The sequence below is a fragment of the Gemmata obscuriglobus genome, assembly GCF_008065095.1.
GTDB classification, from domain to species: Bacteria; Planctomycetota; Planctomycetia; order Gemmatales; family Gemmataceae; genus Gemmata; species Gemmata obscuriglobus.
The window spans coordinates 192,765-214,662 of sequence record NZ_CP042911.1; the positions used below are offsets into that span (position 1 = coordinate 192,765).

Annotated in this window: 21 protein-coding genes; 16 read left to right on the forward strand and 5 right to left on the reverse strand. The window is 66.0% G+C overall.

What is annotated here, in order from left to right:
* Positions 1–31: 31 nt before the first annotated feature.
* Positions 32–463 carry a response regulator transcription factor gene (locus tag GobsT_RS00865; protein WP_010046229.1) on the reverse strand — a complete coding sequence of 144 codons (432 nt, stop codon included), beginning with the start codon at positions 461–463 and terminating at the stop codon, positions 32–34.
* A 57-nt stretch (positions 464–520) separates the two neighbouring features.
* On the opposite strand from GobsT_RS00865, the gene GobsT_RS00870 reads away from it, so the two are divergent.
* Positions 521–1,543 carry a histone deacetylase family protein gene (locus GobsT_RS00870; RefSeq protein ID WP_029601154.1) on the forward strand — a complete coding sequence of 341 codons (1,023 nt, stop codon included), beginning with the start codon at positions 521–523 and terminating at the stop codon, positions 1,541–1,543.
* Between the two features lie 70 nt (positions 1,544–1,613).
* On the opposite strand, the gene GobsT_RS00875 is transcribed toward GobsT_RS00870, so the two are convergent.
* Positions 1,614–2,000 (reverse strand): HU family DNA-binding protein, encoded by a 387-nt coding sequence (locus tag GobsT_RS00875; protein ID WP_010050538.1) that lies wholly within the window; start codon positions 1,998–2,000, stop codon positions 1,614–1,616.
* Between the two features lie 307 nt (positions 2,001–2,307).
* On the opposite strand from GobsT_RS00875, the gene GobsT_RS00880 reads away from it, so the two are divergent.
* The 3 genes from GobsT_RS00880 (at position 2,308) to tkt (ending at position 6,733) form a co-directional block, all read left to right on the forward strand.
* Entirely contained in the window at positions 2,308–3,435 is a 1,128-nt protein-coding gene (locus tag GobsT_RS00880) for a WD40 repeat domain-containing protein (protein ID WP_010050535.1), read from the forward strand.
* 83 nt (positions 3,436–3,518) lie between these two features.
* A complete protein-coding gene (locus tag GobsT_RS00885; protein ID WP_071529366.1) occupies positions 3,519–4,517 on the forward strand; it encodes a DUF3592 domain-containing protein in 999 nt (332 codons plus the stop codon).
* Between the two features lie 170 nt (positions 4,518–4,687).
* A complete protein-coding gene (gene tkt / locus GobsT_RS00890) occupies positions 4,688–6,733 on the forward strand; it encodes a transketolase (protein WP_010050531.1) in 2,046 nt (681 codons plus the stop codon).
* A 170-nt stretch (positions 6,734–6,903) separates the two neighbouring features.
* On the opposite strand, the gene GobsT_RS00895 is transcribed toward tkt, so the two are convergent.
* Positions 6,904–7,737, reverse strand: coding sequence for a hypothetical protein (locus GobsT_RS00895; RefSeq protein ID WP_148087565.1), 834 nt, complete (start codon positions 7,735–7,737; stop codon positions 6,904–6,906).
* 150 nt (positions 7,738–7,887) lie between these two features.
* A complete protein-coding gene (locus GobsT_RS00900) occupies positions 7,888–8,247 on the reverse strand; it encodes an STAS domain-containing protein (protein ID WP_010043282.1) in 360 nt (119 codons plus the stop codon).
* 69 nt (positions 8,248–8,316) lie between these two features.
* Here GobsT_RS00900 and GobsT_RS00905 point away from each other — a divergent pair, with 69 nt between their 5' ends.
* The gene (locus GobsT_RS00905) at positions 8,317–9,312 is read left to right on the forward strand and encodes a prenyltransferase/squalene oxidase repeat-containing protein (protein ID WP_010043280.1); all 996 of its coding nucleotides are present in this window, start codon (positions 8,317–8,319) and stop codon (positions 9,310–9,312) included.
* 69 nt (positions 9,313–9,381) lie between these two features.
* Here the strand turns inward: GobsT_RS00905 and GobsT_RS00910 are convergent, their stop codons facing one another.
* On the reverse strand, positions 9,382–10,140 hold the full coding sequence (locus GobsT_RS00910) for a 3-keto-disaccharide hydrolase (protein ID WP_010043277.1): 759 nt from the start codon (positions 10,138–10,140) through the stop codon (positions 9,382–9,384).
* Positions 10,141–10,460: 320 nt separating this feature from the next.
* On the opposite strand from GobsT_RS00910, the gene GobsT_RS00915 reads away from it, so the two are divergent.
* The 11 genes from GobsT_RS00915 (at position 10,461) to GobsT_RS00960 (ending at position 21,781) form a co-directional block, all read left to right on the forward strand.
* On the forward strand, positions 10,461–11,801 hold the full coding sequence (locus GobsT_RS00915) for a hypothetical protein (protein ID WP_148087566.1): 1,341 nt from the start codon (positions 10,461–10,463) through the stop codon (positions 11,799–11,801).
* 107 nt (positions 11,802–11,908) lie between these two features.
* Positions 11,909–12,253: a hypothetical protein gene (locus GobsT_RS39245; protein ID WP_010043273.1), complete on the forward strand. Its 345-nt coding sequence runs from the start codon at positions 11,909–11,911 to the stop codon at positions 12,251–12,253.
* Positions 12,254–12,375: 122 nt separating this feature from the next.
* Positions 12,376–13,521, forward strand: coding sequence for an ISAs1-like element ISGob5 family transposase (locus tag GobsT_RS00925; protein WP_010033957.1), 1,146 nt, complete (start codon positions 12,376–12,378; stop codon positions 13,519–13,521).
* A complete protein-coding gene (locus GobsT_RS00930) occupies positions 13,518–14,087 on the forward strand; it encodes a cysteine hydrolase family protein (RefSeq protein WP_010043267.1) in 570 nt (189 codons plus the stop codon). The genes GobsT_RS00925 and GobsT_RS00930 overlap by 4 nt, the downstream gene beginning before the upstream one ends.
* A gap of 92 nt (positions 14,088–14,179) precedes the next feature.
* Positions 14,180–14,881, forward strand: a complete 702-nt coding sequence (locus GobsT_RS00935) for a hypothetical protein (protein WP_029601034.1) — start codon at positions 14,180–14,182, stop codon at positions 14,879–14,881.
* Positions 14,882–14,970: 89 nt separating this feature from the next.
* The gene (locus tag GobsT_RS00940) at positions 14,971–15,858 is read left to right on the forward strand and encodes a DUF1559 family PulG-like putative transporter (protein WP_157506827.1); all 888 of its coding nucleotides are present in this window, start codon (positions 14,971–14,973) and stop codon (positions 15,856–15,858) included.
* Between the two features lie 80 nt (positions 15,859–15,938).
* Positions 15,939–17,609, forward strand: a complete 1,671-nt coding sequence (gene ettA, locus GobsT_RS00945) for an energy-dependent translational throttle protein EttA (protein WP_010043260.1) — start codon at positions 15,939–15,941, stop codon at positions 17,607–17,609.
* Between the two features lie 184 nt (positions 17,610–17,793).
* A complete protein-coding gene (locus tag GobsT_RS37385) occupies positions 17,794–17,931 on the forward strand; it encodes a hypothetical protein (RefSeq protein WP_010043257.1) in 138 nt (45 codons plus the stop codon).
* 120 nt (positions 17,932–18,051) lie between these two features.
* Entirely contained in the window at positions 18,052–18,255 is a 204-nt protein-coding gene (locus GobsT_RS00950; RefSeq protein WP_148087567.1) for a hypothetical protein, read from the forward strand.
* Positions 18,252–18,935: an ABC transporter ATP-binding protein gene (locus GobsT_RS00955; protein WP_010043254.1), complete on the forward strand. Its 684-nt coding sequence runs from the start codon at positions 18,252–18,254 to the stop codon at positions 18,933–18,935. Before GobsT_RS00950 ends, GobsT_RS00955 begins: the two co-directional genes overlap by 4 nt.
* 107 nt (positions 18,936–19,042) lie before the next feature.
* A complete protein-coding gene (locus tag GobsT_RS00960; RefSeq protein ID WP_010043252.1) occupies positions 19,043–21,781 on the forward strand; it encodes an FtsX-like permease family protein in 2,739 nt (912 codons plus the stop codon).
* Positions 21,782–21,898 lie beyond the last annotated feature (117 nt).

Genomic DNA, 21,898 nt, shown 5'->3' on the forward strand with positions numbered 1-21,898 from the left:
GTAAGGCCAGGCGGCCTGACGAGCCGGGGCGTCACTGCAGCCCCTGTTGGACCCGCCCGAGGTACGCGAGCGCGCGATCGATCTGGGTCGGCTCGGCGCGGCTGTCGAGCATCGCCCGCACCCGGAGCAGCAGCTCGGTCTTGTTGATCGGTTTCGTGATGAAGTCGTCGGTGCCCGCGTCCACCGCCGTCTCGACGTCGTTGGGCTGGTCCAGCGCGGTGACCATCAGCACCGCAACGCCCGCCGTGGCCGGGTCCGCGCGGAGCCGCCGGCACACCTCGAACCCGCTCATCTTCGGCATCATCACGTCGAGCAGGATCAGGTCCGGGTTCCACTCGCGCGCCGCGGCCAGCGCGTCGGCCCCGTTGTGGACCAACTTCGTCTCGAACCCGGAGCCGTCCAGGTGCGCGTCGAGCAGGTCCGCGTTGGACGGGTTGTCGTCGGCGATCAGAATGCGCGGCATCTTGTTCCCCTGTATCCTTCCACCAGGGAGCATTATAAGCGCCGCGCGGGACGAGCCATGAGAGTGATCCTGAACTCGCGCCACGCGGACCACGCGGCGCCCGGGGAGTTCGAGGCCGGGGCGGTCATCCCGTGCCACGAGGCGCCGGGGCGGTGCGGCGCGATCCGCGGCGCGCTCGAGGCGGCCGGGGGCTTCACTTTCGAGGACGCCGCGCAGAACGAAGGGTGCGTCGCGGCGGTCCACCACCCCGCGTACGTCGCGTACCTGCGCGGAGCCAGTGCCGAGGCCAGGCACGCGAAAGGCGGCGGACTGAATTCGTTCTGGCCCACCGTTTTTCCCTTCGGGCCGAACCCCCGCGCCCGTGGCGCGCACGCCCTCCGCGGCACGTACTGTTTCGACGTTTACACCCCGATTCTGCCCGGAACGTTTGGCGCGGCCCTCGGAGGCGCCAGTGCCGCGTTCCGGGCGGCTGAACTGGTGGCCGCGGGGGCCGAAAAGCAGGTGTACGTTCTGACCCGCCCGCCGGGGCACCACGCAGAACACGACCGCTGCGGCGGGTACTGCTACTTCAACAACGCGGCGGTCGCGGCGCAACACCTGTCGCGCCTGGGCAAAGTGGCAGTGCTCGATCTCGACGTTCACCATGGGAACGGGACCCAGCACATCTTCTACGACCGCGCGGACGTGCTGACCGTGTCGGTCCACGGCGACCCGGCCGGGTTGTACCCGTTCTTCAGCGGGTTCGCAGACGAAACGGGCACCGGCGCCGGCCTCGGTGCGAACGTGAACGTTCCGCTTCCGCCCGGCACCGGCCCGCACGAGTACCGACCGGCCCTCGCGCGGGCGCTCGACGCGGTAGCGCGGTTCCGTCCGGAGTTCCTGGTGCTCGCGTTCGGTGCGGACACACACGAGGCCGACCCGATCGGCGGGCTCAAGTTGCCGACCGGCTTCTTCGGCGAAATGGGGGCCGCGGTTCGTGGCTTGGGGCTGCCGACGGTGATCGTTCAGGAGGGCGGGTACGACCTCGGGGCGCTCGGCGCGAGCGCGGTCGCCCTGTTGGGCGGCTTTGAAGCTCGTTGATGTGTTGTGGAACGAACGGAGCCGGGGCGGAACTCACGTTCCGCCCCGGCTCCGTTCACGACCCATTCGCTCACGCGAGTTCCGTTTTGATCGACTTGACCGGGCGGATGTTCACCTTGTTGTACGCCGGCCGGGGCTGGGTCACGTACGGCTGTTTGTTGAGCGGGTTGATCTTCGTTTCGCCGCCCTTCCGTTCCGCGACCTGGGACAGCGACATGCGAGCCAGCCCCGGGAACACGAACTTGCCCGGACCGTTCGGCCCGAGCTGAGCCTTCACCGCGTCGACGATCGCGTCGAGCACCCCCTCCACCTGTTTTTTGCTCAGCTCTGTTTTCTCGGACAGTTGCGCTACCAGTTGCGACTTGGTCAGAGCCTTCTTAACGACGGCCTTCTTGGCCGCCTTCGCCGCGGGCTTGGCCGCGGCGGATTTGGCCGCCGACTTGGCTGCCTTCGCCATAGCAGGTCCTCCAAAAGAGGGAGTAAAAACCGGAATCTGCTTGAAAACTAAGGGTTTCCGCAGCGGGTTGTCAACACGACAACGCGAAATCACTTGAAATATCTGGCATTTTCGCACCCGAACCCCTCTTGTAACGCGGTTTGTACGTGTTTTTCAGCCTTTCACGGCCCTACATACGGTACGCGCCCTACGCGCGCCACCGGCACCAGCCGGCCGGGCACGAACCCGGAAGTGGCTTCGCGCGTCCTCGCTCACGGGCGTAACGAGAGCGGCGGGTGGGGTTGCGCGTGTCGCGAGGGCCGATCTGATGAACCTGGTTTCGCGCGTGTCACTAATGGCCCTCGGCCCGCTGGCCGGCGCGGTCTGCCGGGCCGCCGGCGCCGCCGCGCTCAGTGAAGGGGCCGCGAGTGTCGGCCGGGCCATTGCCGAGCGGTTCACCGATCGCAGCCTCCGCGCTACCGAGGCGCTCGCGCACGCCTCCGACCGGGCCTGGGCTGCGATTGAAGGCGCGCTGAGCGGTGAATCCGTGATCACGTTGGCTGATCGGGCGGACGATAAGGCGCTGCGTGAGCAGATCCGGTTGTTCGTTCTGAACGCCCAATTGAACTGCGGGCTCGGTGCCGACGCCGATTTCGCGCCGCGGTGCCTGGCCGAGTTGCGGTCCGCGCGGGTCCTGGGTTTGCTGGACGGTGCGGCCGACCCGGCGGCGCTCGCGAACCGGCTTGGCGACCTCGCGCACTTCAGCGACCCGGCCGCGGTTGTCCGCGAGCAGTGGGCGCTGGCCGACGAAATCGCCGTCGAGCTGCGCGCCTGCGGGTTCGGAACGTTGGCCGCACTGCTGACCCTGCGCCCGGTCGGTGACGCCAACGCCGACCCGTTGCTGGCGGTCACGGTGCGGTACTACTTCCGCCGCGCAGTGGAGGAGGATCCGCGGCTGTTCCAGGGCTTCACGTTCTCGCAGCTCGAGGTGATCGGCCGCACGCAGGAGAACGCCGCGACCGCGCTCGCGGGTGTCGCCGCCCGCCTGGACGCGCTCCACGAGACGCTCCGGGATCAGGAGTTGCCGTTTGCGGACGAGGTCGTGGACGTACCGGAGCCGTCGGTCGCGGATCGGTTCCGCGAACAAACCAACGGCGTGGTCGCGGCGTCGCCGGACGGCACCCGTGTCCTCGGCGGATCGAAGTACGACGGGAAGCTTCGGCTGTTTGACGCACGGACCGGCAAGGAACTGCGCCGACTGGCGGGCCACACGGGCTGGGTCGTTTGCGTCGCGTTTTCGCCCGACGGCGCGAAGGCGCTGTCCGGCGGTGCGGACGGTTCCGTGAAGATGTGGGAGGTCGCGACCGGTAAATTGGTCCGCGCCTGGCCGCCGAAGCGCGGGGCTCCACCGGCGGCGATCGGGTTTACCGCCGACGGGCGCCCGCGGCTCGTGTGACGATGCCGCACGATTCTGGAAAACTGATGAGGCTGGGCGTGCTATGCTGCCGGAACTGTCACCCGGTCCGAATGTGCAATCCGATGCCGACCGAATTAGAAGACAAGCAACAGAAACAACGAGAACGCAGGCAAGCGCTTGCGGTCATCGCTTTGGGCTTACTGGCATTGGACGGGTGGGTTGCTTTTGCTTGGGTTCACCAGATCCGATCGGCCTCGTTTCCCACGACCCCTGGTGTAGTCGTGGGGCACCACCGAGTACCGTCAGGGAAATCCACGAGGCCGGTGATCGTCTACGAGTACGAAGTCGACGGAATTCAGCGCACTTCGGACTGCTGTTGGTACGATGCCGCGTTCATTATGCCGCCGCTCGAGCGCGAGTTAACGGCTCGCTTCCCGATCGGCGCCCAGGTGTCGGTGTCCTACAATCCGGCGGACCCGGCCGATGCTGTGCTGCTTCCAGGGCTTCAAGGGGCGCACGTCTTTGGGTTGTTGTGGTTAATTGCGCTAAACTTGTGCCCCTGGGGCATCACACAAGCCATGCGCGAGTCGCCGCCGGATGATTACGTCAAACACACGATTCGTTTCACCAAGTTCGGCTGGCGAATCGTTCTCACGGCGGGCAAGTTTCCCGTGCCCAGTAGTTGGCTTTTTGTGTTTGCTCTGTTTTTTGGCGGCCCACTCCTGGCGGTAGTTTCAGGACCATTCCCGACTACTAGTGAGGCCGTCCAAGTTTTGTTGGTGTCCTCATTGATGTTTGTGTTCGCCGCGTTCGGGTGTGCTTGGGTGCAACGCTGGAGGGCGCGGCTGGACGTGGATGTTGAAAAGCGAGAGCTGCGGTGGCGCTCGGGCCGGCTTCTTGATGGTACGTTTCGACTCCCGTTCGAGGCCGTTGTGGATGTTCGGACTGCCGAACACGAGGACCACCGGGGGATTCGCACTCGCCGCCTTGAGATCGACTGGTACACAACGAAAGATCGAACGCAAACACTCGTCATTCCCGGTGGCGCGAATTGGGCTGCGGTCGAAGCCGTTGCCGCCCGGTTGCGCGAGACCGTGTTCGGTGCTTCGACTCTCGACTGAGTCAACCTCGTTTATTCCACTGTGAGATAAAGGATTTCCTTGTCCAATTTGGGAGTGGGGGGAACCATCAGGTTGTTCATCTTTTGCGGTAAGTATTTCTGTTTTCAACCGATGCGCGGGGTCATATCCTCTACAGCGCTCCCCACACTCACTCTGATGAGGCCGACGAGATGAGCACCTTCACCGCGCTCGACACCACCGCGATCAACACCATTCGTACGCTCGCCATGGACGCGGTGCAGAAGGCCAACTCCGGGCACCCGGGCGCGCCGATGGGGCTGGCGCCGGTCGCGTACACGCTGTGGAACAAGTTCCTCAACTACGACCCCGCCGACCCGATGTGGCCGAACCGCGACCGGTTCGTGCTGTCGAACGGCCACGCGTCGATGCTGACGTACTCGCTGATCCACCTGGCGCAGATCAAGAACGTCGACCACGACGGCAAGGTGCACGACGAGCCGTCGCTGCCGATCGAACAGTTGCAGCGGTTCCGCCAACTCAACAGCAAGACCCCGGGGCACCCCGAGAACGAGTACACCGCCGGCGTCGAGACCACGACCGGCCCGCTGGGCACCGGGGTGGGCAACGCGGTCGGCATGGCGATCGCGCAGAAGTGGCGGGCCGGGTACTACGGCCGCCCGGGGTTCGAGCCCCTGTTCGAGCACCGCGTGTACGCGATCTGCGGCGACGGGTGCATGATGGAGGGCGTGGCGAGCGAGGCCGCGTCGCTCGCCGGGCACCTGAAGCTCAACAACCTCACGCTGATCTACGACGACAACGGCATCACCATCGACGGGCACACGCACCTCGCGTTCTCGGAGGACGTGGCGAAGCGGTTCGAGGCCTACGGCTGGAACGTCCTGCGGGTCAACGACGGCAACGACCTGGAGGGCATGGCGAACGCGATCGCGGCGTCCAAGACCGCCGACCGCCCGACGCTGATCGTGCTGAAGACGGTGATCGGGTACGGGTCGCCGAACAAGGCCGACACGCACGGCGCCCACGGCGAGCCGCTCGGCGCCGACGAGATCAAGCTCACGAAGAAGGCGTACGGCTGGCCGGAGGACTCGTCGTTCCTGGTCCCGGACGGGGTTTACGACCTGTTCAAGAGCGGCATCGGCGCCCGCGGCGCCGCCGCCCGGGCCGCGTGGCAGAAGCTGTTCGAAGAGTACACCGCGAAGTACCCGACGGAGGCCGCGGAACTGGCCGCGATGGAGAAGCGCGACCTGCCCGCCGGTTGGGACAAGGACATCCCGGTGTTCCCGGCCGACCCGAAGGGCCTCGCCACCCGCGAAAGCTCCGGCACGGTGCTGAACGCGCTCGCGAAGACCGTGCCGTGGATCGTGGGCGGGTCCGCGGACCTGAACCCGTCCACCAAGACGTTCCTGAAGGACAAGGGCGTGTTCTCGCCCAAGAACTGGGCCGGGCGCAACGTCCACTTCGGCGTCCGCGAGCACGGCATGGGCGCCATCATGAACGGCATGGCGCTGTCGAAGCTCCGCAGCTACGGCTCGGGCTTCCTCATCTTCTCGGACTACGGCCGCCCGCCGATCCGCCTCGCCGCGATCATGGGCCTGCCGGTGCTGTACGTGTTCACCCACGACTCGATCGGGGTCGGCGAGGACGGCCCGACGCACCAGCCCATCGAACAACTGATGTCGCTGCGGGCGATGCCGAATCTGATCGTCATCCGCCCGGGCGACGCGAACGAGGTGGCCGAGGCGTACAAGGTGGCGGTGCAGGAGAAGCACCACCCGGTCGTGCTGGCGATGACTCGCCAGGCGCTGCCGACGCTGGACCGCTCGAAGTACAACGCCGCGTCCGGGCTGGCGAAGGGCGGGTACGCGGTCAACAACGTGCCGAGCCCGGACGTGGTCCTCATCGCCACCGGCAGCGAGCTGTCGCTGGCGCTGGACGCGTCGGACAAGCTCGCGGCCGAGGGCATCAAGGCCCGCGTGGTGAGCCTGCCGAGCTGGGAGCTGTTCGAGAAGCAGGACAAGTCCTACCGCGACAGCGTCATCCCGCCGGACGTGAAGGCCCGCGTGTGCGTGGAGATGGGCGCGGCGTTCGGGTGGGAGCGGTACGCGGGGACCACGGGCGCCATCATCGCGATGCGGTCGTTCGGCGCGTCGGCCCCGCTGAAGGACCTGCTCAAGCACTTCGGGTTCACGGTCGAAGCCGTCGTGAAGGCCGCGAAGGAACAGGTCGGGAAGTGAGTTGAGGAGATAGCTTTTGACAAGATGAACAGGATTTGAAAGGCAGCAGAAAGTGGCTTCTGCCTTTCAAATCCTGTTCATCCTGTCGATCCCGTCAAAAATGCTGCCCCACCGATCAACGCCGGCAGGTAACGCTCACCGTCACCAGCGCCTTTCAATCGGACTTGATATCAGTCATCCAAATCCCAGACGGCGAGCTTCTTCGACGAGCCGCCGACGGTCGCGGCTAGGCCATCTGGTGCGATAGCCGCGTCGTTCACCTTCCCAACTCCCCAGTCCCACGGTCCGCGCATCTGCCCGGTGCCGCTCTCGATGGCACACACCAATTTACTCTCGAAACAGTGAGCGATGAACCGTCGGGCGTCTGCGCAAAGCGAGAGTTTGGGCGTGGACTCGCAGTGCGGCAGCTCCACCGTCAAATCGAGGTGGAAGCCATTCCTCCCGACCGAGTAGATCAACACGCGCTGGTGGTCCGAGACGTAGTAGCGGCCGTCGGAGCCGACCAAGAACCCGTTACAATGTTCTGTCGTACCCACCGGCTTCGTTACCCTCGCTTCCGGCTGCGCGAGGTCGCCGCTCCAGTACGCAACCCCGCCGCGCTCGCGTGACCAGCAATCAATCACGATTTGGCTCGTTCCAGGAACGGTGGTCACGTGCTGACAATCGGTATCCGAGAAGCCGCTGTACTCGAACTCCGTGAGGTTAGGCAAGCGCCAGTAGCGGAAATCGTAACGGGTGACGCGGCGCTCCGTCCGGCCGAACCAGAAGGTCGAATCGCCGGTGAAACACATCCGGGAATAGAAGACGCGGTCGGGGAAGCGATATTTGTTCCAGCCGCGGAGCAGGCAACGGCTCTCGGCATTCGGCGCGTCCGGCGGTGCGAACGAGCCGACTTTAAAAAGAGTTGGAGCTTCAAAACCGGTGACCGCGAGCCAGTGACCGTCGGGCGAAACATCGAGCCAGCCGTCGAACCGATCCTCTGCGGTCTCACGGGCGACAAGCACGCGGCCGGTACCGCCGGCCGGGTACGCCCAGAGTTCACCGCCGGTCAGCGCGAACAGCGTCCCGTCCGGCCCGTAGGCGACGGACTGCACGCGCGACGAATGCCGGTATGTACGCACGCTCACACCCGTTACCGAGATTCCGCGCCACGTTCACTTATGGACGGCCGCCAGCGCCTCTTCCCGCGTGAGATGAACCGGCAGCAGTTGGGTGAGCTTGGTCATCGTCAGCATCGAGAGTACGGCCTCGGTCGGGCGGTACACCGCAATCGCGCCTTCGCCCCGCACCTGATTCGCCAGCCCCACCAGGAGCCGCAGGCCGAGGCTCCCGGCGTACTCGAGGTGGGTCAGATCGAACACGAACCGCCGCACCCCGGCGCGGTACACTTCCTGAACCTGCGGGTGCAACTCTTCAACCGCCTCCGGGTCCAACTTTCCCAGCAGCGCAATCACGACCGCGCGGTTGTCCGGGGTGAACTCGAACTGACAGGCGAATGTGGGCTTCTTCGACATGGGCCGGCTCAGTTGGAGAGGGTGTCGCTGGATCGAGTATAACGAACGGCACCTTCCGGAGTACCCCAAATGTTCTCCGCCCTCCTCGCCGCCGCTCTGGCGGTTCCCGCGCCGGTGCCGTCCGGGCCGGGCACGAAAGCCCTTCGCGACGCGGTGACCGCGGCTCTCGGGCCGCTGCGCCTCGGAGCCGTTGGTCACGCCGAGCAGAAAACGTGCTTCGCGTGTCACAACCAGGCCCCGCCGATGTTCGCATTCGCCACCGCGAAAGGGCACGGGTTCGAACTGCCCGCGTCGCTGTTCACCTCTCAGGCCACGCACGTGCTCGGGTTCCTCGAAACGAACCGCACGCGGTTCAAGAACGGCACCGGCACCGGCGGTGCGGCGGCCACCGCGGGCTACGCCCTGTTCACACTCGAACTGGCCGGTCACAAGCCGGACGAGGACACCGCCGCCGTCGCGGGCTACCTCCTGACCACCCAGGCCGATCGCGACCACTGGCGCACCACCTCGAACCGTCCGCCCACGGAGGCGAGCGACTTCACAACGACGTATTTCGCCCTCCGGGCGCTGCGAGTGTGGGGGCCGGGCGCGAAACTCGACGCGGACAAGGTCAAGACGCGCGCCGCAAGCGCCCGCGGGTGGCTCGCAAAAGCGGACGCGAAGGACACCGAGGACCGGGCCTTCCGGCTGCTGGCGCTGAAAGAGGTCGGGGCCGAGCGGAAGGAACTGGCCGCCGCCGCGTGGGAGCTGCTCCGCAGGCAACGCCCGGACGGTAGCTGGGCGCAGCTCGACGGTGGGCGTGGGGACGCTTACGCAACGGGGCTGGCGCTGGTAGCCCTGCACGCTGGCGGCGAACTGAAGGCGGACGCGCCCGCGTATCGCGCAGGGACCGCCTACCTGCTGAAAACGCAGCGGGCGGACGGGACGTGGTTCGTGAAGTCGCGGAGCAAGCCGTTCCAGCCGTACTACGAGAGCGGCTTCCCGCACGAGAAGGACCAGTTCATCTCGATCGCGGCGAGCGGTTGGGCCGCCGCCGCACTCACGTTCGCGCTGCCCGGCAAATAAGCCGCTGTGAAACCCGAGCGGCCAAGGACCGAAGGCCCTGGCCGCTCGCTATCGCAATTCAGGCCGCACTCACTTCTTGATCGGCTTGTACTCAACCTTCTTGAAGGTCATCACGCTGCCCGGGTCGTGCCCCTGGAGCGCGAAGTGGCCCTTCTTGTAGGTCTCGTTCGGGTCCTTGAAGTCCACCGTCTTCTTGCCGTTCACGATGATCTGGATGTGGTTTCCCTCGGCGATCACCTCTTGGGTGAAGAACTCGTTGGCCTTGTGCGGGGCGTCCTTCAGCACCACGATTTTCTTCCGGTCCTCGTCGCTCAGCTTGAACGCCGGGTACAGGCTCCCGGTGCGGATCTGGTCGGTGTGGGTGGCGTTGATCTGTACTTCGTAGCCCTGGGGAAAGCCCGGGCCGAACTTCGTGCGGAGGTACATCCCGCTGTTGCCCTTGTCGTTGATCTTCGCCTCGACCTTGAAGTGGCAGTTGTCGGCTTCCGTTTCCGTGAAGATGTGCGACGCCGGGCCGCCGCCGACGATCATACCGTCCTTCACCTGCCACAGGGTCACTTCTTTGCCCGGGGTGCCGTCCTTGGAGTCCTTCAGGATGCCTACGAAGGCGGTCACCTTGCCGGCGTCGTTCTTCACTTCCTTCACGCCCTTGAACTGCCCACTCGGCGGGTTCGGGATCTTCCAGCCGGTGAGGTCCTTGCCGTTGAACAGTTGGACCCATTCGTCGTCCGCGGCGCGAGCGGACCGGGGGGCGGCGGCAGAAGCCAGGGCAACCGCCGCGACCAGCGCAACCAGCGCGGACGGACGGGAGAGGCATCGGGATTGCATATGCGGGCTCCAGTAAAAGTTGGCCGAATCGCGACGTGCGCGATTCCGGAGCCAATCCTACCGGTAGGCGCGGTGTGGTTCCAGCGTTCGGAGCAATCAATCGTTACGACGCCACCATCACACCCCGAAAAAATCACCCAGAGTGTGCAGATTTCGTTGCCTACCATTTGGATCGCCAGTACGTTGTTTGTCGTCGGGCCGGGCTGGGCAGTTTGGGCAATTTGATTGCCTCACGGTTCGCGCCGACGATTCACCGGGCCGGGTCGCAGCAGGGACGTAGCGGTCGCCCCACTCCCCATCCCGTTAGTGGAGGCTTCGCAATGAAAAGGCGTTTGTTGGGTGTCGCCCTGCTGGGAACCGCAGTGCTGTTCGTGGCCGGCGAAGCTCAGGGCTTCGGCGGCCGCAAGAAGAAGAGCGACTGCGAGACCCCGTGCGCCCCGGCCTCGACCGTCGGTTGTGGCAGCTACGTCACCAACTACGTTGACCAGAAGGTGAAGGTCAACGAGTGGGTCACCGTTAAGGAAGAGTACAAGTACTGGGTCAACGAGCCGGTCACCAAGAAGGAGAAGGTGACGGTCAAGGAAGCGGCCTGGAAGGACGAGAGCTTCAAGTACACCGTCAACGAGCTGGTCACCAGCAAGGAGAAGGTGACGGTCAAGGAGCCGGCCTGGAAGGACGAGAGCTTCAAGTACACCGTCAACGAGCTGGTCACCAGCAAGGAGAAGGTGACGGTTAAGGAAGCGGCCTGGAAGGACGAGTCCTTCAAGTACACCGCCAACGAGTGGGTGACGAGCAAGGAAAAGGTGAAGGTCGCCGAGTGCAAGGCCGTGACCAAGGACGTCGAGTACACGAGCTACAGCTACACGCCGGTCGTGACCAAGCAGAAGAAGACGGTGTGCGAGTGGGTGTGCGTGCCGGTCACCGTGACCTGCGCCGCCCCGGCCCCCGCCCCGTGCGAGACCGGCAAGGTCGGGCTCTTCGGCCGGCTGTGCGGCAAGAAGAAGAGCGACTGCGCCCCGCCGTGCCCGACCCCCTGCGACGCCCCGTGCCCGCAGGTCGTCACCAAGACGGTCATGCAGCGCCAGCCGGTGACCCGCGAGGTCGAGGTGGACGTGACCACTTACAACAAGGTCGAGAAGAAGGAAAAGAAGCCGGTCACCACCTACGAGACCGTCTGGACCGAGAAGGAAGTGGACGTCAAGAAGTGCGTGGCCGTTGAGAAGACCGGTACCCGCAAGGTGTGCCACTGGGTCGATGTGGCCAAGGAAGTGAACGTGACCAAGTGCGTGCCGGTCGAGAAGACCGGCACCCGCAAGGTGTGCCACTGGGTGGACGTGGCAAAGGAAGTGAACGTGACGAAGTGCGTGCCGGTCGAGAAGACCGGCACCCGCAAGGTGTGCCACTGGGTGGACGTGACCAAGGAAGTGGACATCACCACCTACAAGCAGGTCGAGAAGACCGGCACCCGCGACGTGAAGAAGTGCGTTCCGACGGAGAAGGTGGTGAAGGTCGCGGTCAGCACCTTCGTTCCGGCCCCGGCTCCGGCCCCGTGCGCTTCGCCGTGCGAAACCCCGTGCGCTCCGGCCATGACCGCCGGCTGCGGCAGCGCGGCTCCGGCCAAGGGCGGGCTGTTCAAGGGCAAGCTGTGCGGTTGCAAGTAACCCGCTTTTGAAGTCCCCAAGACCCTCGGCGTGTGCCGGGGGTCTTTTCGTTTTTCTCCGCTCGTCAGCCGGGTATCATCGGGCCGAACACCCGACGGAGTATCGCAATGACCCGCTGCCGCGCCGTTCTCGCCTTCGCCGCCTTCCTCTTCATCATCGCGGGCACGCCGGCGGCCGAGCCGGAGGTGCTGAAGCTGCCGATCCGAAAGATCGCCGAGGTGACGAAGTTTAAAACGGTCACCAACCCGGGAGCCAAGGAAAAGAAGCAGGTCCTCACCTCGGAGATGGCACCGGTGTTCACGACTTACGAGGTGGACCCGAAGAAGTGCGCGGTCGTGGTCTGCGACATGTGGGACGACCACTGGTGTAAGAGCGCCTCGAAACGGTGCGGCGAACTCGCCAAGCGAACCGAACCGGTGCTGAAGGCAGGGCAAACGCACTCAATCCCCTAGGAATCGCTGGATTCTAGCTAATTTTGAGGCGTGTGATCGAGCGGCCATCGCTCGCCTCCTGCGCATGTGCGGCCCCGCCTCCATATGATTCTGGCGCGCCCTCACCGCCTCGGAGTCTGCCGATGAGTGCCGCCCCCGGCCCACGCCCGTTAATCGAGTACCTGTCCCAGATCCCGGATCCGCGGGTCGAGTTGAAGTGCTTCCACGACTTGATTGATGTACTCATGATCGTGACCTGTGGGACGATCGTCGGGGCCGATGACTTCGTGTCGATCGCCGAGTTCGCGCGGGCCAAGGAGTCCTGGTTCCGGGACCGGCTGGGGCTGACGCTGCGCAACGGGATTCCGTCCCACGACACCCTCAACCGGGTGTTCGCGCTGGTCCGCCCGGAGGCGTTCGGGCGGTGCTTCCGGGCGTGGGTCGCGGACGCCGCCGAGGGCCTCCGGGTGCCCCACATCCCGATCGACGGGAAGACCATGCGGGGGTCCAAGCGGGTCACCGGCACGGGGGCTCGCAAGGCCACACACATCGTCAGCGCATGGGCTCAGCAGTTGGGCCTCACGTTGGCCCAGGTGAAGACCGACGAGAAGTCCAACGAGATCACCGCGATCCCGGAACTGCTGGAGCGGCTGGACCTCGCGGGGGCCCTGGTGAGCATCGACGCGATGGGCACCCAGAAGGACATCGCCCAGCAGATCGTGGCCGCCAAGGGGGACTACCTGCTGGCGGTCAAGGACAACCAGCCGCGGCTGCTCGAGGACATCCAGCGGTTGGCCGAGGGGGCCCTAGAGGCGAGCTACGCGGGCCGCTCGACCGACCTCAACGAAGGAACGGGCCACGGGCGCGAGGAGATGCGGTTCTGCTTCGTGATCGACGACCTGGAGTCGATCCGGGACCGGAATGTGTGGCCCCGGTTGCGGTCCGTCGTGGTGCTCGTCAGCAGCCGCACGGTCGCCGGTAGGACGAGCGACGAGGTGCGGTATTACATCAGCTCGCGGAAGGCATCGGCCAAGCGGTTCCAAACGTGGATCCGGGCTCATTGGTGCATCGAGAATTCATGCCATTGGGTGCTGGATGTCGCGTTCCGAGAAGACGACCACCGACTCCGTGAAGGGCACGGCCCGCAGAATATGGCCCTCGTGCGCAAGATCGCCTTGGCGATGTTGAAGAAGGCAAACGCCAAATGTGGGATCAAGAACCGGCGACTCAAGGCCGGATGGGATAATACCTACCTCGAACAGGTACTACTGAAAAATCCCGAGGATTGAGTGCGTTTGCCCTGGTGCTGAAGGCGTGCCGCGACCGGGGGATGACGATCATTCACTGCCCGTCGGACACGATGAGCTTTTACAAGGACCACCCGGCACGCACGCGCGCCCTGGAGGCCAAGAAGGCCGCCCCGCCGAAGGCGAAGGAACTGCCGAACCCGCCGCTGCCGGTGGACGACTCCGACGGCGGGTGCGACGACGAGAAGCCCGCGAAGTCGTTCAAGGCCTGGACGCGGCAGCACGCCGCCATCAACATCGACGACGCGAAGGACTACATCACCGACAGCGGCGCCGAGGTGTACAACGTTCTCAAAGAGAAGGGTCTCGACACCGTCCTCGTACTCGGCGTTCACACCAACATGTGCGTGCTGAACCGCACGTTTGCCATCAAGCAACTGGTGAAGTGGGACGTGCGGACGGTTCTGGTGCGCGACCTGACGGACGCGATGTACAACCCGAAGATGAAACCGTTCGTGGAGCACGACAAGGGCACGCAGCTCATCATCGCGTTCATCGAACAGCACTGGTGCCCGACGACCGAGAGCAACGCGCTGCTCAAGAAGTGACGGCCACGACAGACGCCAGCGGGTAGGTGTGAAACGCGGTGCCGCGGCTCGCGTCGATTCGGTGGCCCGGCCCTTTCATTACGAGCGATTCGATGCGCCGAACGCGAGCGGGGTTTCTCGGAGGCTTGGCGCTTGTGGCGTCCGACGCCGCGCCCGTTGCCGCCGGGATGCCCAGCGTCAACCTCACCGACGCCGCGTCGCTGCGGCTCCAGAGCATTTCGTTTTTCCTCGCGCTGTTTCTACTCTCGGCGGTGGCGGTGCGCGGGATCTGGAACGGGTTCCGGTCCGACTTCCCGCGGCTCCCGCGCCTCAGCTACCCGAAGGCCGTGGCGTTGGTCGGGCTCTGGGGGCTGCTGTTCGTACTCGTCCTCACGATGATTTCCGGGGCGCGCGAGCTGATGACGCCCGGCGCCTGGAAAAAGGATGGCGTGACCTACTCGCTGGCGGACGAGCAGAAGCCGGCGGCGCCGGTGCCTGCTTTTGAACCGTCAGAGAGTGTGCGACGGGACAAACTGAAATCGTTGTTTCACTCGCTCGTGGTCTACGCGGCGGCGCACAACGGCCAGTACCCGCCGCCGAACGACACCGCGATCCCGGCGAGCCTGTGGCACACGGCCCACGCATCGGGGATGCCGTTCATCTACCTCCCCGGCCGCACGACGACCGATCCGGGACGCGTGCTGGCCTGTGAGCCCGAACTGTTCGGTTCGGAGCGGCTCGTCCTGTTCACGAACGGTGATATCCGGGGCATGACCTCGGACGAACTGGCGCCGCTGCTGAAAGGCGTGAAGTGATGGCGCACAGGAAAATCGTCCGAACTCTGTTGACCACGGGCAGCATTATTACGTTGGGCACGTGGGGCCTTTTTTTGGTGATCGCCAATTTGGGATCTGTTCTGGATATCCCGGCCACTCTTGCGTTCGGATGGGTGACGTACCTGCGGCGTGTGATTCCGAACGTCAACCCCGACCCGTGGGCCGTTGGCACGGCCGTGGCGTCCCTGGCGGGTGTGACCGTCGGTTCGCACTACTTCTTGCGGTGGTTGGCCGGTGGCGCGTGGCCGTGGACACGCAGCCTGAAGTGTGTGACGCTGGTACTGCTCATGTTCGTCGCGGGTATCGCGATGGTCGGTGTGACGCACCAGGCCGCGTGGCTGGCCCGTTCGCCCGAACCGCTTGTGAGCGACGGTCGCAAGATGCACGCGCGAATAATCTCATCAAACAACCTGAAACAAATTGGTTTAGCGGCTCACGACAACGAGGACCGGGCCGGCACCCTTCCGCAATCGACGTTCGACGCCGCCGGCCGGCCGATGCACTCGTGGCAGACGGCGCTGCTGCCCTGGCTGGAGCAAGACGAGACTTACAAACGGATCGACCGAACGCAGCCGTGGACACACCCCGCGAACGCAGAACCGCTCGGCACGCCCGTGAAATCGTTTTTGAATCCGGCAATGCCGGACGATCGGGTAAACGGCTTCGGCGTCAGCCATTACGCCTGCAACCCGGCTGTGGTCATGGGCCGGGCAAAGAAGCTCAGCGACTTCCAAAAGGGCAGCGAAAACACGATCCTGGCGGGCGAGGTGAACGCGGGGTTCCGCGCGTGGGGCGATCCGCTTAACGTTCGCGATCCGCGCGCGGGCACGGGCGGCGGGCCGCACGCCTACGGCACCGCGGGCAAACGCCCGCCCCAGTTCCTGATGCTCGACGGCTCCGTGCGTGCGTTCGACCCCAAAGAACTTGCGGAATTCACGGACCGGCCGCCGGAGTGACGCGAACTCGCGTTACCCCATATCGCGCCCGCCTGATAAGATTCCACCACCCAGACGGGCCGGCACCGCGCGAGGACTGCATGAGCGACCATTACATCTACAACATCCGCAACCTGACCAAGCACTACGGGAAGCGGGAAATCCTCAAGGACATCAACCTGAACTTCTACCCCGGCGCCAAGATCGGGGTGATCGGGTCCAACGGGTCCGGCAAGACCACGCTGCTCCGCATCATGGCCGGTGTGGACAAGGAGTTCATGGGCGAGGCGTGGCCGCACCAGGGCGCGACCATCGGCTACGTGCCGCAGGAGCCGCACCTCACGCCGGGCAAGACGGTCATCGAGAACGTCGAAGAGGCCGTCGCGCCGATCCGCGCGCTGCTGAGGCGGCAGGAGGAGATCGGCGACGAGATGGGCACCGCGGACGAGAAGAAGTTCGAGAAGCTCTCCAACGAAATGGAGCGGGTGCAGGCGCGGATCGACGCGACCAACGCCTACGAACTCGACCGCACGCTCGAGATGGCGATGGACGCGATGCGGCTGCCGCCGTCGGACGCTGCCGTCGAGCGGCTCTCCGGCGGCGAGCGCCGCCGCGTCGCGCTCTGCAAGACGCTGCTCCAGCAGAACGACCTGCTGATCCTCGACGAGCCGACCAACCACCTCGACGCCGAGAGCGTCGAGTGGCTCGAGCACCACCTCGCGCAGTTCCCCGGCGCGGTCGTCGCCGTGACGCACGACCGGTACTTCCTCGACAACGTCGCCAAGTGGATTCTGGAGCTGCACGCCGGCCGCGGGTACCCGTTCTCGGGCAACTACTCGGGCTGGATGGAGATGAAGCAGAAGCGGATGGCGGTCGAGGAGAAGCAAGAGTCCGCCAAGAAGAAGCAGCTCGAGCGCGAGCTGGAGTGGGCGAAGAGCTCCCCCAAGGCGCGTATGAGCAAGAGCAAGGCGCGGCTCGCGGCCATCGACAAGCTGCAAGACTCGATCATTGAGGAGGACGACAAGGAGCTGCTGATCCAGATCCCGAGCGGCCCGCCGCTCGGCGACCTGGTGGTCCGCGCCGAAGGGCTGAAGAAGGGCTTCGGCGACGTGCTCCTGTACGACGACCTCACGTTCGACCTCCCGAAGGGCGGCATCGTGGGCGTGATCGGCCCGAACGGCGCGGGCAAGACCACGCTGTTCAAGATGATCGTCGGTCAGGAGCAACCGGACGGCGGGAAGCTGACCGTTGGGACGACGGTGAAGACGGCCTACGTGGACCAGAACCGCGACGCCCTGGTGGCGACCAACACGATCTTCGAGGAGATCACCGGCGGCACCGACTACATCATGCTGGGCAAGCAGCGGGTCGCGTCCCGCGGGTACTGCGCCCGGTTCAACTTCAAGGGGCCGGACCAGCAGAAGCTGGTGGGCAACTGCTCGGGCGGCGAGCGGAACCGGATTCACCTCGCGAAGCTGTTGCGCAGCAACGGCAACCTGCTGTTATTAGACGAGCCGACCAACGACCTCGACGTGGACACGCTCCGCGCGCTGGAGGAGGCGCTCCTGAACTTCGGCGGCTGCGCGGTGGTGATCTCGCACGACCGCTGGTTCCTGGACCGCATCGCGACCCACATCCTGGCGTTCGAGGGCGACAGCAAGGTGGTCTGGTGCGACGGCAACTTCCAGGTGTATGAAGAGCAGCGCAAGGCCCGGCTCGGCGCCGCCGCCGAACTGCCGACCCGGATCAAGTACCGGAAACTCACGAACTAAGTTGCGGGTACAACGGAGACCGGCGTGCCCGCGATCTTTACTGAAACGGTTCACGGCACCGCGGTCGAGGTCGCGCGACTGCTCAGCCAGCGATTGTGTTTGCCGGCTGAGCGACGCGCGAGCACCGCGGCCCCGTGAATGACGGGTTCCGCGGGTGACGCTACGCAGAACAATGAGGTGCGGCATGTCGGGCAAGGCACCTGCCCTGAAAGGCGTCGTTCGTAACGGCGTCGTGTTCGACGCGCCGACGAAGTTGCCGGATGGTACGGAGGTCGAAGTCATCGTCGCCCCACTCCCGTTCACGCCGGAGGAACAGGCCTAATTCGCTGGTGGGGAATCGTTGGGCGACGAAGCCTGGGGCATGATTAACGAATGGGAGTGGGAGGGCGACCGTGCAACCGGGTGAGGTGTACTGGGTCGAGTTCCTCCGAGCGGTGGACACGTGCCTGCCGGTCGCAGCCCCGGCGTCATCCTCCAAAACCATACAGCCGCCGCGGCCAATGTGCTGACCGCCGATTCTTACGCTCTCGCGTTCCAGTTCGGTGCGACCAATCGGCTGCGGTTGGGTGACAAACTCGGCGACGTGTCGGCTGCGATTCTTGCCGAAATTTACAAGGCCCTCGACGCACTCACTGGATCCCCATGATCGAACTCCTCGACGCCGTGAAGACCTACACGCAGGGGCGGCGCACGGTGAACGCGGTTCGCGGGGTCACGCTCCGCGTCAACAGCGGCGAGTTCGTGACCATCATGGGACCGTCCGGGTCCGGCAAATCCACCCTCATGCACCTGATGGGCGCGCTCGACACGCCCTCCGGCGGCCGGGCCGTGTTCCACGGGCAGGACCTGCAAACCATGTCCGACCGGCAGCGGTCGCTCTTGCGCCGCGACCGCATCGGGTTCGTGTTCCAGGCGTTCAACCTGTTGCCCACGCTCACCGCCGCCGAAAACGTTGCGCTGCCCCTGCTGCTCGCCGGAACGAACCGCCGGCAGGCGCTCCACCGCGCGGCCGAGTGCCTGGAGCGAGTGCTGCTCGCCCACCGGGCCGAGCACTTCCCCGACGAGATGTCCGGCGGGGAGATGCAGCGCGTCGCCGTGGCCCGCGCGCTCGTGGCCGACCCCGAGGCGGTGCTGTGCGACGAGCCCACCGGGAACCTCGACACCGCCGCGAGCCGCGAAATCCTGACGCTGCTCTCGAAGCTCCCGGAGCCGGGCAAGCGGGCGGTCATCATGGTCACCCACGACCCCAACGGGGCGTCTTACGGCACCCGCCTCGTGCGCATCCGGGACGGGTTGCTCGAGTCGGACGAGGCGGTCCGCAAGTGATCCGGCCCGCCTGCCGCGCGGCCGGCGCCGCCTGTGAAGACAGCAACACTGGTCCGCACCGGGCCGCCGCGCGCCGGTGCCCGTGACATCCATTCAAGGGCCGCCGCATGTCGGTGTACCGTCTGCTGGCCGTGCGCTACCTGTTCCAGCGGTGGGACCGGGCCGTGCTCATCATCTCGAGCATCGCCCTGGGCGTCGCCACGCTCGTGTCCGCGCGCATCCTCAACCAGTGCTTCGAGATCGCGGCCCAGGGCACCACCACGCCCGCCGGCAGCGCCGAGCTGTACGTCACCAACGGCGAGGCCGGCGTCGCCCGCGCGCTCGCGGACGAGCTCCGCGCGGCCAAGGTGCCGGGGGTGAAGTCTGTTCAGCCGCTGGTGGTCGAACGGGTCTCGCTCCCCGACCTCGACGGGCGGGTCGCGGTTCTGGTGGGCGCGGAGGTGTCGTCCCAGCTCCTCACCGACAACAACTCCCTCAAGGTGAAGGTGACCCCGGTCGGCGACATCCCGAAGTGGCAGCTCCTCCCGGTGCTCGCCGCGGTTAAGGACGGCGACCTCACCAGGGCCGGCGATTTGTGGGACCGCATCCCGGCGCGGCTGGCGATGGTCAGCCGGTCGATCTACGAGGACTGGAACGGCCGGTGCCAGACCGCGCTCGCCGCAGGCCAGCCTGCGCCGCCGTTCGTGGTGCGCCACGCCAACCGCGACGCCGTGTGCCTGCCGATCGGCGTCGTGGACTTCGAAGCGGACTCCCCGCTCGCCCCGATGGGCAAGAGCTTCATCGGCATGAGCGTCGGCCAGGCGCTCGGCGTGGTGCGCCCCGCGCCGCCCTACGCCGCGGTCGGCGGCGCCGCGGGCGCGGGCGCGGCGGAATCGCCGTACCCCCCGAAGGTGAACCGCATCGACCTCTTTTTGGAGCCGGGCGCCGATCCGGAAACCGTCCTCGCCGCCGCGGCCCAGGTGGTCGGCCGCCGTGCGGAGGTCCGCACCCCCGACGCCCAGCGCCGCAGCACCCAGGAGATCGTCACCGGGATCCAGGTGGGCGTGCTGATGTGCTCGCTGGGGGCGATGATTATCGGGCTGTTCCTCGTGTACAACGCGATGTCGGTCACCGTCGCGGAGCGCAGGGCGGACATCGGCGTGCTCCGCTCCATCGGGGCCACGCGCACGCAAATCGTGGTGCTGTTCTCGGCCGCGTCCGCGGCGCTTGGGTTCGTCGGCGCGGTGCTCGGGGTGCCGCTCGGCATGCTCCTCGCGGAACTCACCGTCCGCCAGTTCCGCAGCGAACTGGAGTCGATGTTCCTGAACCCCGAGGTGCGGCTCACACACCTCTCGTGGGCGACCGCCGCCGCGGCCGTGGCCGCCGGGACCGGGACCGCCGTGTTCGCCGCGCTGGTCCCGGCGCTTCAGGCCGCCGGCGACGACCCGGCGCACGTCGTCCGCCGCTCCACGGGTAGCGTCAAGGGCATCTGGAACGTGCTCCACCGCTCCGCGTGCCTCTCGCTGATCGTGACCGGGGCGGCGATGATTCTCCTCCGGTTCAACCTGCCCTCTCGCGTGGGGTCGGTCGGTGGGCTCACCCTCGTTCTGGTCGGGCTGCTGCTGGCGTCGCCGATTCTGGTCGCGGTGATGGTTCGGCTGGCGCGGCCGGTCGTGCGCGCGACGGCCCCGTTCACGCTCCGGCTCGCGTTCGACAACCTGTCCCGCGCGCCGGGCCGGACGGGCGTGGTGATCGGCGCGCTGGGGGCCGGGGTCGCGCTGATGTTCCAGACCGCCGGCGTGGGCCGCAGCAACGAGGAGCCGATTCTGTCGTGGATCGAGCAGGTGGTTCAGGCGGACCACTTCGTGTTCAACGGGAACATGACCTCCGCGAACAGCTCGAACAGCCCGATGTCGGCGAACGTCGCCGGCGACCTGAAGGGGCTGCCCGGGGTCGAGGACGTGATGAGCATCCGGTACTTCCGGCCCGAGTACAACGGGACCGTCGTGTACCTCGTGGCGCTCGACGTGAAGACCTACGCGGGCACGATGCGGCACCGCGCCCCGGAACTGGCGTCGGACCTGGAGGTGTTCCCCGAACTGGACGACACCCACCCCGACCACAGCGGCGCGAACAAGGTACTGGTGAGCCACAACTTCGTGGAACGGCACAAGGTGAAGGTGGGCGACACCATCCTCGTCCCCGGCCCGCGCGGCCCGGTGCCGCTCGTCATCGTCGGGGCGGTGCGGGACTACTCGTGGAGCCGCGGCACCATCTTCCTCGACCGCGCCCGGTACGCCAAACTGTTCGGGGACAACCTGATCGACATCTGCCACGTGTTCGTGAAGCCCGGCGCGACCGCGGGCGCGGAGCCCGCGCTGGACCGGTACGCCGCGGACAAGGGGCTGTTCGTGACCGACCGGTTCTCGCTCCGCAAGTTTCTCTCCGAGCTGTTGAACCGTGTGTACGTCCTGGCGTACATGCAGCAACTTCTGGTGGGGGTGGTGGCGGCGCTAGGAGTGGTCACCGCGCTGCTCATTTCGGTGCTCCAGCGCAAACGTGAACTCGGGCTGCTGCTCGCGGTGGGGGCCACCCCGGGCCAAGTGCTGCTGTCGGTGCTGGCCGAAGCGTTTCTGATGGGCGCGTTCGGCACGGTCCTCGGCGTCCTTATCGGGCTGCCGATGGAATGGTACGTTCTAAAAGTGATGTTCGTGGACGAGTCCGGCTTCAACCTCGACATGCTGATCCCGTGGAAGGCGACCCTGGGCATCGCGAGCGCATCGATTACGCTCGCGACGCTCGCGGGATTGCTCCCGGCGTGGCGCGCGATTCAAACTCGCATCCCGGACGCCATGCAATACGAGTGAGCAGAACGCGGAATGCGGAACGCGGCGTTGCAGACCGTAACCACCTCGCTGGTTACGGTCTGCAACGCCGCGTTTTGTGTTCCGTACTTCGCACTTAGCTGGTGCGCGTTTCCTGAG

Bases quoted from the DNA above. Each gene is read 5' to 3' on its own strand.
- GobsT_RS00865 (WP_010046229.1), bottom strand. From the start codon at position 463: ATGCCGCGCATTCTGATCGCCGACGACAACCCGTCCAACGCGGACCTG.
- GobsT_RS00870 (WP_029601154.1), top strand. From the start codon at position 521: ATGAGAGTGATCCTGAACTCGCGCCACGCGGACCACGCGGCGCCCGGG.
- GobsT_RS00875 (WP_010050538.1), bottom strand. From the start codon at position 2,000: ATGGCGAAGGCAGCCAAGTCGGCGGCCAAATCCGCCGCGGCCAAGCCC.
- GobsT_RS00880 (WP_010050535.1), top strand. From the start codon at position 2,308: ATGAACCTGGTTTCGCGCGTGTCACTAATGGCCCTCGGCCCGCTGGCC.
- GobsT_RS00885 (WP_071529366.1), top strand. From the start codon at position 3,519: ATGCCGACCGAATTAGAAGACAAGCAACAGAAACAACGAGAACGCAGG.
- tkt (WP_010050531.1), top strand. From the start codon at position 4,688: ATGAGCACCTTCACCGCGCTCGACACCACCGCGATCAACACCATTCGT.
- GobsT_RS00900 (WP_010043282.1), bottom strand. From the start codon at position 8,247: ATGTCGAAGAAGCCCACATTCGCCTGTCAGTTCGAGTTCACCCCGGAC.
- GobsT_RS00905 (WP_010043280.1), top strand. From the start codon at position 8,317: ATGTTCTCCGCCCTCCTCGCCGCCGCTCTGGCGGTTCCCGCGCCGGTG.
- GobsT_RS00910 (WP_010043277.1), bottom strand. From the start codon at position 10,140: ATGCAATCCCGATGCCTCTCCCGTCCGTCCGCGCTGGTTGCGCTGGTC.
- GobsT_RS00915 (WP_148087566.1), top strand. From the start codon at position 10,461: ATGAAAAGGCGTTTGTTGGGTGTCGCCCTGCTGGGAACCGCAGTGCTG.
- GobsT_RS39245 (WP_010043273.1), top strand. From the start codon at position 11,909: ATGACCCGCTGCCGCGCCGTTCTCGCCTTCGCCGCCTTCCTCTTCATC.
- GobsT_RS00925 (WP_010033957.1), top strand. From the start codon at position 12,376: ATGAGTGCCGCCCCCGGCCCACGCCCGTTAATCGAGTACCTGTCCCAG.
- GobsT_RS00935 (WP_029601034.1), top strand. From the start codon at position 14,180: ATGCGCCGAACGCGAGCGGGGTTTCTCGGAGGCTTGGCGCTTGTGGCG.
- ettA (WP_010043260.1), top strand. From the start codon at position 15,939: ATGAGCGACCATTACATCTACAACATCCGCAACCTGACCAAGCACTAC.
- GobsT_RS37385 (WP_010043257.1), top strand. From the start codon at position 17,794: ATGTCGGGCAAGGCACCTGCCCTGAAAGGCGTCGTTCGTAACGGCGTC.
- GobsT_RS00955 (WP_010043254.1), top strand. From the start codon at position 18,252: ATGATCGAACTCCTCGACGCCGTGAAGACCTACACGCAGGGGCGGCGC.
- GobsT_RS00960 (WP_010043252.1), top strand. From the start codon at position 19,043: ATGTCGGTGTACCGTCTGCTGGCCGTGCGCTACCTGTTCCAGCGGTGG.